At 66.9% G+C, this 16589-nt stretch carries 12 protein-coding genes and 1 pseudogene; 6 read left to right on the top strand and 7 right to left on the bottom strand.

The window, feature by feature from the left end:
• Together JGR78_RS15105 and JGR78_RS15100 are read right to left on the bottom strand one after the other, a co-directional pair.
• Positions 1-1011 (bottom strand): NAD-dependent epimerase/dehydratase family protein, encoded by a 1011-nt coding sequence (locus JGR78_RS15105; protein ID WP_182791072.1) that lies wholly within the window; start codon positions 1009-1011, stop codon positions 1-3.
• Positions 1012-1015: 4 nt separating this feature from the next.
• Positions 1016-2182, bottom strand: coding sequence for a nucleotide sugar dehydrogenase (locus JGR78_RS15100; RefSeq protein WP_182791073.1), 1167 nt, complete (start codon positions 2180-2182; stop codon positions 1016-1018).
• Positions 2183-2298: 116 nt separating this feature from the next.
• Between JGR78_RS15100 and JGR78_RS15095 the strand changes: the two genes are divergently transcribed.
• The 4 genes from JGR78_RS15095 to JGR78_RS15080 all read left to right on the top strand — a co-directional run bounded on the left by JGR78_RS15095 (position 2299) and on the right by JGR78_RS15080 (position 7270).
• Positions 2299-3375 (top strand): glycosyltransferase family 2 protein, encoded by a 1077-nt coding sequence (locus tag JGR78_RS15095; protein ID WP_200559356.1) that lies wholly within the window; start codon positions 2299-2301, stop codon positions 3373-3375.
• Between the two features lie 72 nt (positions 3376-3447).
• On the top strand, positions 3448-4266 hold the full coding sequence (locus tag JGR78_RS15090; protein WP_234450774.1) for a hypothetical protein: 819 nt from the start codon (positions 3448-3450) through the stop codon (positions 4264-4266).
• Between the two features lie 16 nt (positions 4267-4282).
• Complete coding sequence (locus tag JGR78_RS15085; RefSeq protein WP_234450773.1) at positions 4283-6064, top strand: glycosyltransferase family 2 protein; 1782 nt, start codon at positions 4283-4285, stop codon at positions 6062-6064.
• Between the two features lie 30 nt (positions 6065-6094).
• Positions 6095-7270, top strand: a complete 1176-nt coding sequence (locus JGR78_RS15080) for a glycosyl transferase family 90 (RefSeq protein WP_182805261.1) — start codon at positions 6095-6097, stop codon at positions 7268-7270.
• A gap of 48 nt (positions 7271-7318) precedes the next feature.
• Here the strand turns inward: JGR78_RS15080 and JGR78_RS15075 are convergent, their stop codons facing one another.
• Positions 7319-8290: an IS481 family transposase gene (locus JGR78_RS15075; RefSeq protein ID WP_200559354.1), complete on the bottom strand. Its 972-nt coding sequence runs from the start codon at positions 8288-8290 to the stop codon at positions 7319-7321.
• A 91-nt stretch (positions 8291-8381) separates the two neighbouring features.
• Between JGR78_RS15075 and JGR78_RS15070 the strand changes: the two are divergent.
• Positions 8382-9377: pseudogene (locus JGR78_RS15070) on the top strand (glycosyltransferase family 2 protein); the annotation flags it as partial.
• Positions 9378-9610: 233 nt separating this feature from the next.
• On the opposite strand, the gene JGR78_RS15065 reads toward JGR78_RS15070, so the two are convergent.
• The 4 genes from JGR78_RS15065 to JGR78_RS15050 are packed head-to-tail and all read right to left on the bottom strand — an operon-like array spanning position 9611 to position 16076.
• On the bottom strand, positions 9611-11599 hold the full coding sequence (locus JGR78_RS15065) for a calcium-binding protein (RefSeq protein WP_200559352.1): 1989 nt from the start codon (positions 11597-11599) through the stop codon (positions 9611-9613).
• 15 nt (positions 11600-11614) lie between these two features.
• Positions 11615-13918, bottom strand: coding sequence for a sulfatase-like hydrolase/transferase (locus JGR78_RS15060; RefSeq protein WP_182805720.1), 2304 nt, complete (start codon positions 13916-13918; stop codon positions 11615-11617).
• Between the two features lie 2 nt (positions 13919-13920).
• The gene (locus JGR78_RS15055; protein ID WP_182805716.1) at positions 13921-14625 is read right to left on the bottom strand and encodes a hypothetical protein; all 705 of its coding nucleotides are present in this window, start codon (positions 14623-14625) and stop codon (positions 13921-13923) included.
• Positions 14626-14630: 5 nt separating this feature from the next.
• A complete protein-coding gene (locus JGR78_RS15050; protein ID WP_182805710.1) occupies positions 14631-16076 on the bottom strand; it encodes a hypothetical protein in 1446 nt (481 codons plus the stop codon).
• 149 nt (positions 16077-16225) lie between these two features.
• On the opposite strand from JGR78_RS15050, the gene JGR78_RS15045 reads away from it, so the two are divergent.
• Entirely contained in the window at positions 16226-16582 is a 357-nt protein-coding gene (locus tag JGR78_RS15045; RefSeq protein ID WP_182805708.1) for a hypothetical protein, read from the top strand.
• Positions 16583-16589: the final 7 nt, after the last annotated feature.

Raw genomic sequence — 16589 nt, 5'->3', positions numbered from 1 at the left:
TCAGCCCCTGTCCACGCCGTAATAGTCGCGGAACCAGTCCACATATTGCTTCACGCCGTCGCGCACGCCCGTCTTCGGCGCATAGCCCGAGAGCGCCTGCAGCAGCGTAGTGTCGGCCCAGGTCGCGGGCACGTCGCCGGGCTGCATCGGCAGCATCTGCTTTTCCGCCGGACGGCCCGCGGCCTCCTCGATCGCGGCGATGAAGTCCAGCAGCGGCACCGGCGCGCCGTTGCCGATGTTGACCACGCGGAAGGGCGCGACCGGTGAGAGACTGTCGAACTCGCTCGCAGGCTTCTCCCCCGGCACCGCGTCGATCAGCAGCCTGATCGCCCGCACGAGGTCCAGGACGAAGGTGAAGTCGCGCTTCATGTCGCCGTGGTTGAAGACCTTGATCGGCCGCCCATCGAAGATCGCGCTGGTGAACAGGTAGGGCGCCATGTCCGGCCGCCCCCAGGGACCATAGACGGTGAAGAAGCGGAACATCGTCATCGGCAGCCCGAACAGATGGGCATAGGAATGCGCCGTCGCCTCGTTCGACTTCTTGGTCGCCGCGTAGAAGGACATCTGGGTGTCCGCCTTGTCGGTTTCCCGATAGGGCATTTCCGTGTTGGCGCCATAGACGCTGCTGGTCGAGGCCAGCAGCATGTGCTTGGGCGGGTATGCCCGCGCGGCCTCCAGCAGTTCGAAGCTGCCCAGAAGGTTCGCCTGCACATAAGCGCGCGGGTTCTCGATCGAATAGCGCACGCCCGCCTGGGCGGCGAGGTGGACGACCGCCTCGGGCCTTTCGGCGGCGAGCAGGTCCATCAGCAAGCCCGGGTCTTCCACCGACCCGCGAACCGAGCGGTAGTTGGGGTTCGCGCGCAACTGCGCCTCGCGCGCTTCCTTCAGGGACGGGTCGTAATAGTCGTTGTGGTTGTCCAGCCCGATCACGCGCCAGCCTTCGTCCAGCATGACCTGCGCAAGATGGAAGCCGATGAAGCCGGCCGCGCCGGTGACAAGGACCGTGCGCATCAGGTCAGTCCTGCCCGAAGAGGTCGCGGGTATAGACCTTGTCTGCCACGTCGGCCAGGTCCGGGGTCAGCCGGTTGGCGATGATGAGGTCGGCCTGCTGCTTGAACTGATCAAGGTCGCGGATCACCGGCGAGTGATAGAAATGGTCCTCGGTCAGCACGGGCTCATAGACGATCACCGGGATGCCCTTGGCCTTGATTCGCTTCATGATCCCCTGGATGGAACTGTCGCGGAAATTGTCCGACCCTGCCTTCATCACCAGCCGGTGGACCCCAACCGTGCCGGGCGCGCGGGCGACGATCTGGTCGGCGATCACGTCCTTGCGGGTGCGGTTCGATTCCACCACCGCCGCGATCAGGTTCTGCGGCACCTGGTCATAGTTCGCCAGAAGCTGCTTGGTGTCCTTGGGCAGGCAGTAGCCGCCATAGCCGAAGCTGGGATTGTTGTAATGCGCGCCGATGCGGGGATCGAGGCACATGCCGTCGATGATCTCGCGCGCGTTCAGGCCGTGGGTCAGCGCATAGCTGTCCAGCTCGTTGAAGAAGGCCACCCGCAGGGCGAGGTAGGTGTTGGAAAACAGCTTGATCGCCTCGGCCTCGGTGGCGCCGGTGAACAGCACCGGCACGTCGGGGTCCAGCGATCCCGCGGCCAGCAGGTCGGCGAAGCGGCGCGCCTCGGGCGTGGTGTCGCCCACGACGATGCGCGAGGGATGCAGGTTGTCGTGCAGCGCCCGGCCTTCGCGCAGGAACTCGGGCGAGAACAGGATCCGGTCCGTGCCATGCTCGGCCCGGATCCGTTCGGTGAAGCCGACGGGGATCGTCGATTTCACCACAACCGTCGCCTCCGGCGCGTACCGGCGGGTGCCGGCGATCACCTGCTCGACCGTCGAGGTGTCGAAGCGGTTGGTGCGCTCGTCATAATTCGTGGGGGTCGCGACGATGACGTAATCCGCCCCCGCCAACGCCTGCGCGGCGTCGGTCGTGGCGGTCAGCTTCAGATTGCCGCGGGCCAGGAAGGCGCTGATCTCGGCATCCTCGATCGGCGAGGTTCCCGCGTTCACCTGGTCCACGCGGGCGGCATTGACGTCCAGCGCCACGACCTCGTGTTCCTGCGCCAGCAACACGGCAAGGGAAAGCCCGACATAGCCCAGGCCGGCGACAGCGATCTTCATGAGGCAAGCTCCGCTCTGCTTTTGGGCGTTCTCTTAGCAGGAAAATCGGTGTAATCCATGCCCATCGGTCCGCAGACGCTCGCCGGACGCTCAACCTGCGGCAGATGATGCGCCTGATGATCACCACGATGCGGGACGAGGCGCCATTCATCCTGGAATGGATCGCCTATCACCGGCTGATCGGCTTCACCGACTTCCTGATCTATTCCAACGACTGCGCGGACGGCACCGACGCGATGCTGGACCGGCTGGCCGAACTGGGCATCGTCACCCATGTCCCCAACCCGCGCCGGGGCCGCAAGACGGTCCAGTGGCAGGCGCTGACGCGGGCGCGGAACCACCGGCTGACGCGCCGGGCCGAGTGGATCATGGTCGCTGACGTGGACGAGTTCCTGGTGATCCACGCGGGCGAGGGCCGGCTGGACGACCTCTTCGCCGCCGTCCCCGACGCCACGGGTTTCGCGGTGCCGTGGCGGATGTTCGGCAGTTCGGGCCGCATCCGGTTCGAGGAAGAACTGGTGACCGCGCAATTCACCCGCGCGGCCCCCGACCGGATGCTGTGGCCGCTGCGCGCCGGCCAGTTCAAGAGCCTGTTCCGCCGCGATCCGCGCCTTGTCCGGCTGGGCGTCCACCGGCCGCTGACCGAGGAGGGCGAGCCCGTTCCCGGCCAATGGGTGGACGGGAACGGCAGGCCGTTCACCCTGACCGACAGTTCATTCGCGGTCACGGCGCAGGAACGCTACGGGCTGGCGCAGATCAACCATTACGCCCTTGGCTCGACCGAGAACTTCCTCGTCAAGATGGCGCGCGGTCGGCCCAACCACATGGACCGGCCGATCGACCTTGGCTACTGGGTCGAGCGCAACTTCAACGCGATCGAGGACCGCCGCATCCTGCGCTATCTGGACGGCCTGCGGGCGGGGGTCGAGGCGTTCCTGGCCGACGATGTGCTGGGCCGGCTGTACTGGCAGGCAATCGCATGGCGCCGCCGGCGCATCGCCGAGGCGCTGACGGATCACCAGCAATTCCTGCTGTTCACGCGGCTGGTGCAATGCCCCGACACCCCAGTCCTGCCCATGGAGCTTCAGATGGAACTGCACCGGATGCGGCTGCAGGCGCATCCGGTGAAGAAACCGCCCCGGCCGCGCCACGAAACTGACGCCGATACGCAACGCAGGGATGTAAATTCCTGACCTGTGGCTGGATGATGCCCGGCGGATTGGGTAAGGGGCAGCAACGCAAGCGCCCCTGACCCGCGGATGGACATGAAACTCGATCGACGCCCGGTAGCCTCGCTGTGGATCGGCGACAGGCTGCACTACCTCAACCAGCTTTGCCTCAGGTCGCATCTGCTGCATGGCCATCCGGTGACGCTGTATTGCACCGACAAGGTGGACAATGCCCCCGAGGGCGTCGAGATCCGTCCCGCGTCCGAGATCATGGACCTGGACATGAAACTGGTCGAGGACACCTCGGCCTCGTTCCTGTCGAACGTCTTCCGCTACAAGATGATCCGCAAGACCGCCGCGCTGTGGATCGACTGTGACGCCTTCTGCCACAAGCCCTTCCCGGACGAATGGGACTATGTCTTCGCCGGCCACGGGATGCGCGGGGCGCTGAACTGCGGCGTCGTGGGCCTGCCGCAGGACTGCGAGCTGATGGACCGGCTGCTGGATTACTACGACAACCTGCCCGGCTATCCGGCCTGGTGGAACAAGAAGCAGCGCCGCCAGATGGACAAGCTGACCGAAAAGGGCGAGCTGTCCCACGGCGCGGCAATCTACAAGACCGAGCGCACCGCCTTCGGCCCGCAGGCCTTCACCTGGTTCGCGCAGCAGACAGGCGACATCGACAAGGCCATGACGCCCGACGTCCTTTATCCTGTCCCCTTCCAGTTGAACGACGTGTTCTTCGACCCCCATGGCCGGGTCGAGGGCCATTTCACCGACAGAACCGTCTCGGTCCATCTTTACACCAACGGCACCAAGCCGTGGTGGCGCAAGAACCCGCCGCTGCCGAACTCCTATGCCGCGCGGATGTGCGAGAAGGCCGGCATCGACCCGGCGACGGCGCTGGAGGAATGACCGCAAGGACCGCGCCGTGAACCTGAAAAAGCACGTCAGCCCGCACGGGACCGTCATGGCGATGTCGATGATGAAGGACGAGGCGCCGTTCCTGCTGGAATGGTTTGCCCACCACCTTGCCGTGGGCTTCACCGACATCCTCGTCTATACCAACAGCTGCACCGACGGCACCGACGAGATGCTGCAGCGGCTTGAGGAACTCGGGCTGGGGTATCACCGCCCCAATCTAATCAAGCCCGGCGTCAAGCCGCAGCCCTCGGCCCTGAGCCACGGGCAGGCCGAGCCGCTGGTGCAGGACGCCGACTGGCTGCTGGTCTTCGACGCCGACGAGTTCCTGGCGATCAACCACCCCTCGGGCCACCTGGACGGGATGCTGGACGACGCGGTGGCCAGGGACGCGAACGGCATCGTCATCACCTGGCGCATCTTCGGCTCGAACGGGATCGTGGACTGGTCGCGGGCGCCGGTGACGGAACAATACACCCGCGCGGCACCCTCCGACTGGAACAAGGGCTGGGGCGTCAAGACGCTGTTCAGGTTCGACCCGGAATACTGGAAGCTCGGCATCCACCGGCCGTCCATCAAGAACAAGCATATGGAAGATGGCTTCCCGGACACGGTGCGCTGGCTCAACGGCTCGGGCCAGCCGATGGAGGATTACTTCAAGTTCCACGGCTGGCGGTCGATCAAGCGCACGATCGGCTACGACTGGGCGCAGATGAACCATTACGCCGTCAAGTCGGTGGACAGCTATGCGCTGCGCAAGTTCCGCGGCAACGTGAACAACAAGGCCGACAAGTACAACGCCGACTACTGGGCGCTGCAGGACCGCAACGAGGTGCCCGACACCCGCATCCTGCGCCACGCCGCCGCCCGCGCCGCGATCATGGCCGAACTGCTGACCGACCCGACCTTGCGCGAACTGCACGAAACCGCGCTGGCCCGCGTCGAGGCGCGGCTGGCCGAATACCGGGAAACCTCTGCCTACCTCGAGTTGCGCGAGGGTCTGATCGCCGCCGGACAGGTGCCGATCGCCAATGTCGAGGCCAAGCCTCCCAAGCCCCGCGACCCGACCCGCATCGCAGAGTTGATGAACCGGGTCAGGAGCCCCGGAGACCCGACGGCCGGGGACGCGGACCAGCCAGTGCTTCGCCCAGCGAACTCGGCAACCTACATCACGCCCGTCGATCTCTCGACGCAGCTTGACGTGGAGTGGCTCCCGAACCGCGAGCTTCAGCTTCCCGCCGATCCTCGCATCTTCACGGCCGAGGCCTTGTCAGCAATCCGCGCCGGCAAGTTCGAGCGCCGCGCCGCCCGCAACCTGCCCGGCCATCTCGACGGCTGCCGGCGGCTTCTCGACATCGGAGGAGGCGTGGGCTTTCCGGCGATGGCCGCTCTGCGCGCAATGCCCGGCCTGACGGTGATGCTGCAGGAAGACCGCCCCGGATTGGCCGCGGCCGCCCGGATGATCCACCGCCACAACGGGATCGAGGACACCGCCCGCCTGCGCGTCGTGGACGGCCCCCTGCGGCTGAGCGGAGACGGCGCGACCGCCGCCGCCGGCCTTTCCGCCTGTTTGCGTGACTTCCGCCCCGACGCGCTGCGCCTGTCCCGGCTTGAGGTGGTCCCCCCCGAACTGCTTGCCGCGATGCCGCTGGACACGGTGAAGCGGGCAATCGTCGCGACGGGGGGGAAAGATGGCCTGAGCGCGGCCTATGGCGAAGCCTTGGCGGCCGCCGGGTTCAGGGAAAAGACCGAGGTCACGAGTGGCGGATCATCCCTGTTCGTCCGTCAGTAGCACGTCAATGGTTTACGGCAGAGGGCTGGCATGACTGCTGCTGTTGACGACGCCGAGTTCGTCCGCATCCAGGTGGCCCACCGGCTGGGCTCCATCGGGAACATCCGCCTGAAATCCACCGAGGCAACGCGACAGCGGCTTGAACGAAGCTGCTCGGGCTCGGCTCTGGTCTGGAATGCAGGGGAAGGCCGCCCGGCCGCGTGGAACGGCTGGGACAGCGTTGGTTGCGATGTGGACAGCATTCGCCTAAACGGCCGATCACCAGAGCGCGCACCCAAATATTTCCGTGCGCTTAAGGAGGTGCTCGCCGCCGGAGCCGACTTCGACTTTGCGATGGACATGCAGGACAGGCGCGTCCGCAGTCCGGTCGTGTCCGAGGGACCGGACGCGGGATGCGCCGTGCCCGTCTTCGTCTTCAACAGGCTTGAAAGCGTTGCCGGAGCCGTCCTCTGGCCCCTGCCCCTTTATCACGACCTTGGGTCCGATGGCTTCCTCGGCAACTTCGATCAGCATCGCATTCCGTGGGAAATGAAGGGACCTCGCTTCGTCTGGCGCGGAAGCCCCGGAGGCCGCAATTCCATCGGAAAGCCGTCAGAGCATGCCGCGGATACGCGTATGCGGCCGCTGCTGCAGCGGCACCGCGATGGCCGCATTTCCGATGGAAACCTGCGAGCGCAACTCGACCTCTTTCCCCGATACAGGTTCGTCAGCCGCTACATCGGGGATGTCCGAGGAGATGTCGGTTTCACCGAGCGCAAGGACATCGGCATCGACAACTGGCCGGCTCTGCGGCCGTTGAAGCTTGAAGCGATCCCGCAGCGCGAGATGTTGCGCTTCAAGTATCTTGTGGTTCTGCCAGGCCTCGACATCGGGTCTTCGTTCTTCTGGACGATGAACAGCGGTTCTGTCGGATTGGTCATGGAAACGCCGTTTGAAAGCTTTGCATCCGTCCACTTCAAGCCTTGGGAGCATTACGTGCCGTTCCGGCAAGACCTGTCCGACTTCGAGGATCGGCTTGCATGGTGCAGGAAGAACGACGCCGAGTGCCGCGAGATGACAGAGCGCGCAGCTGCAGTATGCCGGCAACTCGGCCGCACGGATCTCAGGCACCAATGCAATATGCTGGTCATTGAGGAGGTTCGCCGCCGCATCGAGCGGAGCGACGATTTCTCTTCCGAAATGCCTGACACATCAGGAAAGGGATAAGGGCATGGCTCGGAATCTGCTTGTCGCGATCATGCGTGACGAAGCGCCTTATGTGTCACATCCCGCGTGATTATACGGCTGCTTCCTGAACAGCTCTGGTCTTTCGTGATGCCAGACCTTGAGGGCATCGATGGGTGTTCGACCTTTGAGGACAGACTGGGGCAGCTGGCCGTTGTAGAGGCGGACATAGCGCAGGATGGTCTGCTCCAGGTCCTCGCCACTGCGGAAGCGGTGGCTCTGCAGGATGTCCTCGATCCGGCCATTGAACCGCTCGACCATGCCATTCGTCTGCGGTCGCATCGGCGGCGCCAAGCGGTGTTCGATGCCGAACTCGGCGCAGAGCCGGTCGAACTCGTGGTTGCCGGTGGCGGCGCGGCGGCGCAACCCGAAGAGCCGGTCGGTGAACTCCTTGCCATTGTCGGTCAGCACCCGGGCGATCTTCATCGGCGCCGCGCGCTCCAGATCACGAAGGAAACGGCGTGCGTTGGCAGCCGTCTTCGCCGGGTAGACGCGCACGAAGACCCATCGGGTGGCGCGGTCGATCGCGACGAAGAGGTAGCGCCGGCGGTCCTCGTCGGCCATCTGCGGCAGGTATTTGACGTCGATGTGGAGGTAGCCGGGCGCATAGGCCTTGAAGGGCTTGTGCGCGGGCTGCGGCGCGGCAGGCTTCAACTCGCGCAGGTTGCCCGCCCCGTGCCGCCGCAGGCAGCGGTCCAGCCCCGAGCGCGAGACGTCCGGGTTGAGGAACTCGCGCACTACCGCGAGCAGGTCGTCGAGCGGCAGCAGCAGGGACTTGCGCAGCGCCACCGCCACGGCCTCCTGCGCTGGAGTGAGCGTGGTCTGCAGCCGGTGCGCCGTGTGGCTCCGGTCTTGGACGCTGTCGCGCTTGCGCCATTTCCAGACCGTCTGCTCGGAGATGCCGTAGCGTTCGGCGACCATCCAGGCCGGTTCGCTGCTCGCCTGGATCGCGGCCCGGATCTTCGGTGTCGTCGTCGCCTGCTTGTGCAAAGAGATCAGCATGGTCGGCCCTCCTCCCGGACGACGCCAAGGATCGATCTTGCCATGAAGAGGGCGCTCCGGCGAGGGTCTATGTAATCGTCCGGGATGGAACACTTATGTCATTGAATGGGTCGCGCACTATCGGGCATTGGGGTTTACGGATATCCTCGTATTTACAAACGACTGCTCGGATGGGACCGATCGGATTCTGGACCGGATGATGGATCGGCATCTTGTTGTTCACGCCCCCAATCCCAAGTCCGTTTTCGGAACCTTGGGTGTCTGGCAAGTCGCCGCTCTGCGCTATGCGTCGGCTTTTGGCATCTTCCGCCGTGCAGATTGGGTTTGCACTGTCGATGCGGATGAATTCATCGAGGTTTCCACCGGTGACGGTACGCTATCGGCCTTGTTCGAGGCTGCTGGAGACTGTGACGTCATCAGCTTGCCGGTTATCGGTTACAGCAGCGATGACCATCCGAGCGTCGGAGATGGCCAGGTTTTGTCGCGCTTTCGACGACCCAGGGTAAATCTGGCTGATCGCGAAGGTTGGACGCCGCAGGCCCAAGCGGTTAAAACTCTGTCCCGACCAGCAATACCGGGCGCGCAGTTCCGCAATCACCGCCCGAAGATCAACGGCTTTTCGACCACAGGCCGTGTGTGGCTGGACGGCAGCGGAAATGCCATGCCTGCGGAATTCACCGACAAGAAAGTCAACGGCTACCTGTTCCCGTTCTATCCGCGCCTTGCCCATGTGAACCATCATTCGCTCAGGTCGCTGCATGGCTTCATGGTCAAGACGCTTCGAGGCGATGCAGTCACCGCTTCTCGGCTTGGCGTCGAAACGAAGCAGCAGCTCGACAATGCAGCGCGTTACTGGACAGCGCGCAATCAGTCTGACCAACACCCGCGTGACGTGCACCTGCCCCCAGGCGCCCAGGAACTGGCAGCAGAGCTGCACGCAGATCCGGTCCTTGCCGACCTGCATGGGCGGGCACTCGAACATCACGAAAAGATGGTTGCGCGGCTGCTGCAATCACCCGCTGGTCAGGCACTCGACCGGACTTTGCGCGCCACTCCGAGTCAGAAGGCATTGCAAGGCACGGTATGATCGGCCGCCATTTCTGAGCGCCAACTCCGGCCCAGTTCCTCATCAATGCGCCCTGTTGCGCCACCGGTTCGGGGCCGCTGCCTGTCGGCCTCGCGACCTGCGCGCACGCGCGTCAGAGCGGAGCCGTCCGACAAAAGGCTTTGTCGAATTGCTGGACGCATAGACAGATGGCCAGCTTGCCGCCGTGGTGGGGCAGCCTCGCGATCCTGTCCCGCATCCCGCGCTGCCGGGCGTCACCGCCCCGTCACCACCACCCGTCGCGGCCCCGCGTTTATGATGTCGCCCTCGGTCAGCCCCTCTGCACCCGGCATATGGACCGTCAGCTCGCCCCAGACCAGCGTCGTGCCGTCGCCCGAGCCGCGCAGTTCCAAAGTCGGGGCGCGCTTGGGGGTCTGAAGCAGGGACAGGTCCAGCCTGTCCTCGCCGGGAGTGAAGTCGGTGAAGGTGATCTCGCCGCGCAGCCAAGGCAGGAAGCGGTCGGAGCCGGGGCCGCCGGTCAGGATCGCGCCGTCGCCCGACGCGATCAGCACGTCGTCACCCTCGCCGCCGTCAAGCGTGCCCGTGCCTTCGAGGTGGTCGTCGCCGGACCCGGCCGTCAGCGTGTTCGCGCCCTCGGGGTCGATCAGCCTGTCACCGCCGTCGCCGCCGTCCAGCATGTCGTCGCCGCGACCGCCGAACAGCCAGTCGTCACCGGTGCCGCCCCGCAGCAGGTCGTTGCCTTGCCCGCCGTAAAGCAGGTCCGGCAAGTCGCCGCCGGTCACGCGGTCATTGCCGCCCAGCGCATAGATCAGCCCGTGCGGGTTGGACACGCCGTCCACGACATGGTCGGCCGTTTCGTCTTGGGCGGGATCGACCGACAGGACCTCTTCCCCCGTCCCGCCCCAATGCTCGGTCGTGCCGGCGGGACCTTGGGTCTCGTCGCGCACCCAGCCCCAATGGGCGAAGGCGGCGGATTCGATCTGGATCTCGTAGCCCGCCTTGCCGCCGCCCCATTTCAGCATCTGCGAGGCGCGGCCGACCGGCGGCCACCAGGTCCAGCCGATGCCGTTGTCGGCAAACCACGGCAGCTTGCGGGCCATGTTGAAGCTCTGCGCGGCCCGCGCGCCGCTTGTCGCGGGGTCGAGCGTCCCTGCCTCGGTGTAAAGCTGCGATTCCGTCACCACGATGTCGTCACCTGCTTCGGTCAGCGTGCCGATGCGTGTGCAGATCTGGTCGCGGAACATGGCGCCGTCCGGGTCGGGGGTCTTGGCGACCACCCAGGCGGGATACATATGCGCCGACCAGACCAGCCGGTCACCTGCCGCCTCGCGGATCAGGTCGTGGTCCAGGTGCTGGAACTGGGCCGAGGCGCGCAACCCGCCCACGAACAGCCGCTTGTCGCCCCAGTCCATCGCACCGATCAGGTCGGCCATGTGGCGGCTGTAAAGCGCGCCCGCCTGCGCCGTGTTGCCATAGGCCATCGGCTCGTTGATCAGTTCCCAGCCAAGGACGGCATCAAGGATCTCGGCGTTCTCGGGGCGCTGGAACCATTCCAGCATCCGTTCCCAGTCTTCCCGGACGTTGTTGATCTTCCATTCGCCCGAAACCTGCGCCAGCGCGTCGGGCGGCCCGAGTTCCACCGGCTCGGCGCGCTTGAGCCCGCCGGCCAGGTCGCCGTCCGAGTTCTGGATCACCAGCCCCAGCCCGGCCCGCGCGGCGGTCAGGGCGAAGCCGCGCCATTCCTCGGTCATGCCGGCGTTGTCCACGCTTTCGGCGTTGAAATCGAGCCGGACCACGTTCACCTCGGGAAAGCTTTCGCGCAGGGTCGAGACGAAGCGTTCGGCCCCGCCGCCGACCTGCAGGTGGACGCCCACGTCGGATCGCCAGCTCACCATGGATTCAAGTCCCGCCGGGCGGTCCTTGCCCTTGCCCGGCGGGTCGATCGTCAGCAGCCGGCCATCGGACAGGCGCGCGGGCTGCCGGGTGACAGGGTCCAGCAGCACCGCGAAGCCACCGCCGTCCGTCAGTTCGGCAGCCTCGGCCCCGTCCTGCGCCGACAGGCGGCCCGCAGCGCGGGCGTTCATGTTCGACACGAGAAAGCCCCGCAGCGCCTCATCCACGTCGCTGCCGTCGCGCGTCTGCAGCGCCGCGGGGTCGCTGACGACCACCTTGTATTCGGTCGCCATCGAAACCGCGTTCCACCCCGCCATCTGCGAATGGAACTGAAGCGCGTCGCAATCCATGTCGATCTCCGTCGATCAGGCGCCCTCGACCTGGGCAAGAAGGTCTGTGCCCTCGGGGCAGTCGGTCACGACAAGGCACGAGGTCGCCGCGTAAAGCATCGTCCCGCCGCCATCCAGCACCCGCTGGTGAATCGGCCCGGACCAGTCCTTCAGAACGTAGCGCTGCGCCTTGTCCCAGCCGGTAAGCTCGACGGTCGCACCATGTTCCAGGATGAACCGCTTGGCGCCCTGCCCGGCCGTGATGCGGTTGGGGCCGGGGCCGAGCGTCACGCGATGGCTGCCCCCGGCCAGGTCGATCACGTTGCGTCCCGGCCCGGCGTCGATCTCGGCTTCGCCTTCATCGGCGCGGATCTCGTCATTGCCCGGTCCCGCGACGGCCAGTCCGCGGGCGCCGCGCAGGTGGATCACGTCATCGCCCGAGCCGCCGTAAAGGCTGTCGCGCCCCGGCCCGCCGATCAGGGTGTCGTTGCCGGACCCGCCGTGGAAGACATTGCGGTCCTTGGGCCGCTTGGAGGTCGCGACCAGCAGGTCGTCGCCCCCCTGCCCGTGAAAGGTCGCGCCGCCGTATTTCTGCCCGATCATCACGTCGTCGCCATTCGAGCCGATCACATGCACCGACACCCGTTCCGAGCTTTCAAAGCGGAAGGGGCTGTCCGGGTGGCCGACGATCCGCAGCGTCCGGCCTTCGCGCGATTCGCCCCCCTCGGTGCGGGCGACCACCGTGGCGACCCGCAATTCGTGCATATGGGGCGGCATCTGCAACACGAAGTCGTTGGGACCGCCGAGATACCAGAGCGTGTTGTGCCCGCCGTCCGCCTCGGCGCTGATCCGGGCGGTGTCGGCGCCATAGGCCCAGTAATGGGTGTCCCCCGCGCCCCCCGCCAGCACGACCGAGCCATCCACGGCCATCATCGCGTTGATGCCATAGGCCGGGTTCTCTGCCCCCGAAAGGTCGATGCCAAGATCGGCCGCGTTCCGCACCAGTTCGTCCCGCAGCCGGTCCATGGGCGCGGTTCCGGCGAGGTTCGTGGTCTCGCCGGGGTCGGCGATCAGGTCGTAGACTTGTTCCTCGCCGTTGGGATAGCGGAAATACCGCAGATGGCGCAGGTCGGGCGCGGTGGGGCGCACCGACAGGGTGCCGAAGACCGAGGTCACGGGGGATTTCGTCTCGTCGAAGCTGCCGAAGCTGTCGTCGATCAGCGGCAGCAGGCTCTGCCCCGAGGGCCAGTCGGGCCGGCACGGCAGGCCCGCAAGGTCCATGATCGTCATCGGCAGGTTGTGCAGCGAGATCGGCAGATCGACCACCCGGCCAGCCTCCATCCGCGGGCTCCAGATGCCCAAGGGAACATGGGCGGCACTGTCCCACTGGCTCATCTTGTGGAAGCTGTCGTGGTTGCCGAGGTTGAAGCCGTTGTCCGACAGGAAAACCACCGTCGTCCGGTCGCCCAGGGCCGAGGCCGCCAGCGCGTCGAGGAACCGGCCGATCTCGTGGTCCACATGGCTGCAGGCGGCGAAATAGGCGCGCACGACCTGCCGCCAGCCCTCGTCCCCCGCCTTTTCCGGGGTCCAGCTTCCGTTGACGATATAAGCCAGTTCATAGACCGCCATGCCGGGCTGGGGGCCGTGGAAATCCTCGGGCGCGGCGACCGCGGGCCAGGTGATCTCGGCCGGGTCATACATCTGGTAGAAGCGGTCCGGGCATTCCAGGTTGAAATGCGGGTGCTTGAAGCCAAGCTGGATCAGGTGGCGGCGGCCTGGGTCCGCGCGCTGCAGATGGTCGATGGCGTTCTGCGCGACCCAGTAGTCGTAGAAGCGGTCGTCCTGAGAGCCGTCGTCATCCGGGTGGTTCACCCCCGAGACGCCCGGCCCCTTGCCGCCCAGATAGTCCTTGACGTTGCGCCGCCCCCCCTTGTCGCTGGCTTCGGGGTCCTCGTGGAACAGGATGCGCCGGTAGTCCTCGGGCATCGGCTTGTAATGGGCGTCGGTCTTGCCGGTGGTGAAATTGTAGAAGCCCGCGCGCCGCAGGTCATAGGCCCAGGCGCGTTCGGGCGGCATCACGTCGCGCCAGACGCGGTTCAGGTCCACCAGCCCCGAGCGATAAGGCGAGATCCCCGTCGCCACCTCGGCCCGGCAGGGCGCACACAGCGGCACCGAGGCATAGGTGTTGGAAAAGTGCACCCCCGCGTTCAGCAGCCGGTCGATGTTGGGGGTTCGGATGGTGACGCCGAAGGCGTCGCGCCAGGTGAAGACGTCGATCATGTCATCCACCCAGATCAGGCAAATGTTGTCGCCCTCGATGCTGTCGCGGGTAAAGGCCATGCTCAACTCTCCCACAGCAGAAGGTCGTCCAGCGCATGGCGCAGGTCGGCGCCGGCATCGGACAGGATGTCGAGGCCGGGCCAGAGCCAGACCTCGGCAATGCGGCCCGCGCCCAGCGTCCGGCGCATCCCGCGCCGGGCGCTGCGGCAGCCGATCAGCAGATGCGCCGGGCCTTCGGGAACCACGAGCCCCTCTGCGCGGGCGGTCTGCCCATCCTGCGAAAGCCGCAGTGTGCCATCAACGCAGGAAAGCAGCGTCAGCCGCCAGCCCCTGCCCCGATGCGGCAGGCTGGCCAAGGCGGTGCCGTCGTCGTCGCGGAAGACCAGCCCTTCCTCGGTCTCGGAAAGATGGACCGGATTGCCGCCGCGTTCGGGCCGCATGGCCAGCAGCGCCTGCGCGGGGCTGTCGCTGGTCCACAGGATCGCCGCCGACCAGCACGCCGGGTCGGGGACGGCATCAGGCAGGTGCAGGCCGCCGTTCTCTCCCGCCGTCAGGTTCAGCGCCATGCGGCCGGCGTGCAGCGCGAAGGCGGGGGGATCGGCAACCGGCGCCGCGGTTGTTCCACCATCCGTTGCAGGCCATCGGTCCGCCCGGCCATCGGCGCCGCGCAGCCATACCCCCCCGGCCTCGTGCGTCAGCCTGGACAGGCGGGCGGACTCGCGATTGGTCAGGGCAGCTTCGGGCACGGCAAAGGGAAGCGTCAGCATCGGCGTCACCGGATCACGAGACTGCCGGGCAAGGCCCAGCGCCGCAGTGTTCCGCCATCGCGGTTCAGCGACCATTGGTCCCGCAACGCCCCGCAGGCCGGAGGGTGCGCCGCGCCCCGGCCGCGCGCAGGGCCGCCGACGGCGTAGTCCAGCCGCGGCTGGGCACCGGCAAGCGGTTCCAGCGGGCCGTCCAGATGGATGAGAACGCTCTGCGGATCGTCGGGGGCAATCTCGACGCCCGAGATGCCCGCCGCGGTCCCGGCCAGCGCAAAGCCCGCCGCCGGACCGGCTCCGAAGGGGTCGGAGGCATCGATCGCCAGCGGCCCGTCGGCCTTGAAGACGGCGCGGAGCCTGCGGTCGTCCCGCTCGGCAAGGCACAGTATCGGGCAGGTCCAGGGTTTCCGCCGCAGCAGGGTCTCCAGCGCCTCGGCCTCGATCCGGGCGCGGTCCAGCAGGGCCGCCTCGGTCGGCTGGCCGAGGTCGTCCTGCGCAAACATGTAGGATGGCGCGACCACCGTGAGATCATGCAGGCCGGGGCGCAGCGCCAGCAGATGCTGTCCCTCGATCGCCGCGCGGTTCGCATCAGCGTCATTCGCCCACCATGGTCCCGCATCCGCGACCATCAGAAAGCGCGGCGTGCCGAGATCGGGCGCCAGCCGCGCCGCGATCAGATCCATGAAGGCCAGCGCATCGGCATGGAACCGCGCGGCGGTGACGGGAGCCTGATCGTGGCCGATCTCGATGCCGATGCAGGCAAGCCGCGCGGGTTTTCCAAGCGAGCCCGCCAGTTCCTCCAGCCGCCGCAACTGGTCGTCCAACCCCGCCATTGCGGGACCTGCGGCCGAGGGCAAGGGTCCAAGCGGCAGGGGCATGGGCATGGCGACGATCAGCGGCAGCGCGCGATAGGCCTCGTGCCGCAACGACAGCAGCGCATCGGCGAGCATGGTGTCCGCGCCCCGGTTGCGCCAGCCGGTCACGGGCAGATCCGGCTCGCCCTCGTCGGGGGGGGCACAGGCCATGACGTGATGGGGAAAGCAGGGTGCGCCCGCAAAGGTGGTCAGCCGTCGTCCCGCGCCCAGCGACAGAAGCCCCAGGACCGGGCCGGGCGTTTCGGCGATCACGCCGCCGCCCGCGACATGGCGGCGATAGCGCCGTGCCCCTTCCGCCCCCGGACGATGCGCGACAAAGCGCAGCCAGTCGCCTTCGCGCTGCAAGTCCCAAGCATCGATGTCGCCCAGCAACCCTGCATCCAGCCGCTCGGCCGGGACGAGAGCCGCGGGTTCGCCGGCAGGCACGGCAGGAGTGCCGAAGGGGGGTCGCGGAAGGCGGCGGGCGATGTCCCGGATCACCCGGTCAGACAGCCGCAGCACCAAGCCGGTGGAGTCGGCCTCGACCACCGGGCCGTTGGTGGCGGCTATCAACGTCTGGTTGTTGTCCGGGTCACGCGACATGGCCGTTGTGTGCGGCAGATTCGCGCAAAAGGGAAGGGTCGCTGCCCGCGTCCTCCGGCTGACGCGGGGATGGCGAAGCCCGGCCCCGGCCGCTACGATCCCCCGCAAGACCGGGACCGACCCGACCCCTTGCCGCAAAGGACTGCGCCATGCTGAAACCCGTTCTTGTCGTGCTGACGCTGGCGCCCGGAGGCGGGGCCACGCATCTGGCCCTGTCCTCGCCCGAGGACACCGCCGCCTGCGCGGCCCGCGCCGAGACCGTGCGCGGCGTGCTGGAAGGCGCCGGGGTAAAGGTCATCGCGACCCGCTGCGCCGAGACCGACCTGAGCTTCACCGCCTATGCCCATGGCGAGGCACAGGGACCGCATGTTCACCCTTGGCGTGTGACGCTGCCCGCAAGCGGCGCCGTGATCGAGCCGCTGGGCGCCACCGAGAACTGCCACCCCGCGCCCGCGGCCACCCCTGCCGTTCACTGCGCGGTGTCGGCGCAAGCTCTGACGGACTGATCGGCGG

This window comes from Paracoccus sp. MC1862 (genome assembly GCF_016617715.1).
In the GTDB taxonomy this organism is placed as follows: Bacteria; Pseudomonadota; Alphaproteobacteria; order Rhodobacterales; family Rhodobacteraceae; genus Paracoccus.
The sequence above is the reverse complement of the archived record's forward strand: the minus strand, read 5'-3'. Positions and strand labels throughout refer to the sequence as shown.

Excerpts from the sequence above, each read along its gene's own strand:
- JGR78_RS15075 (WP_200559354.1), bottom strand. The coding sequence starts at position 8,290 with ATGCTGATCTCTTTGCACAAGCAGGCGACGACGACACCGAAGATCCGG.
- JGR78_RS15095 (WP_200559356.1), top strand. The coding sequence starts at position 2,299 with ATGATCACCACGATGCGGGACGAGGCGCCATTCATCCTGGAATGGATC.
- JGR78_RS15105 (WP_182791072.1), bottom strand. The coding sequence starts at position 1,011 with ATGCGCACGGTCCTTGTCACCGGCGCGGCCGGCTTCATCGGCTTCCAT.
- JGR78_RS15080 (WP_182805261.1), top strand. The coding sequence starts at position 6,095 with ATGACTGCTGCTGTTGACGACGCCGAGTTCGTCCGCATCCAGGTGGCC.
- JGR78_RS15055 (WP_182805716.1), bottom strand. The coding sequence starts at position 14,625 with ATGCTGACGCTTCCCTTTGCCGTGCCCGAAGCTGCCCTGACCAATCGC.
- JGR78_RS15060 (WP_182805720.1), bottom strand. The coding sequence starts at position 13,918 with ATGGCCTTTACCCGCGACAGCATCGAGGGCGACAACATTTGCCTGATC.
- JGR78_RS15050 (WP_182805710.1), bottom strand. The coding sequence starts at position 16,076 with ATGTCGCGTGACCCGGACAACAACCAGACGTTGATAGCCGCCACCAAC.
- JGR78_RS15100 (WP_182791073.1), bottom strand. The coding sequence starts at position 2,182 with ATGAAGATCGCTGTCGCCGGCCTGGGCTATGTCGGGCTTTCCCTTGCC.
- JGR78_RS15090 (WP_234450774.1), top strand. The coding sequence starts at position 3,448 with ATGAAACTCGATCGACGCCCGGTAGCCTCGCTGTGGATCGGCGACAGG.
- JGR78_RS15065 (WP_200559352.1), bottom strand. The coding sequence starts at position 11,599 with ATGGATTGCGACGCGCTTCAGTTCCATTCGCAGATGGCGGGGTGGAAC.
- JGR78_RS15045 (WP_182805708.1), top strand. The coding sequence starts at position 16,226 with ATGCTGAAACCCGTTCTTGTCGTGCTGACGCTGGCGCCCGGAGGCGGG.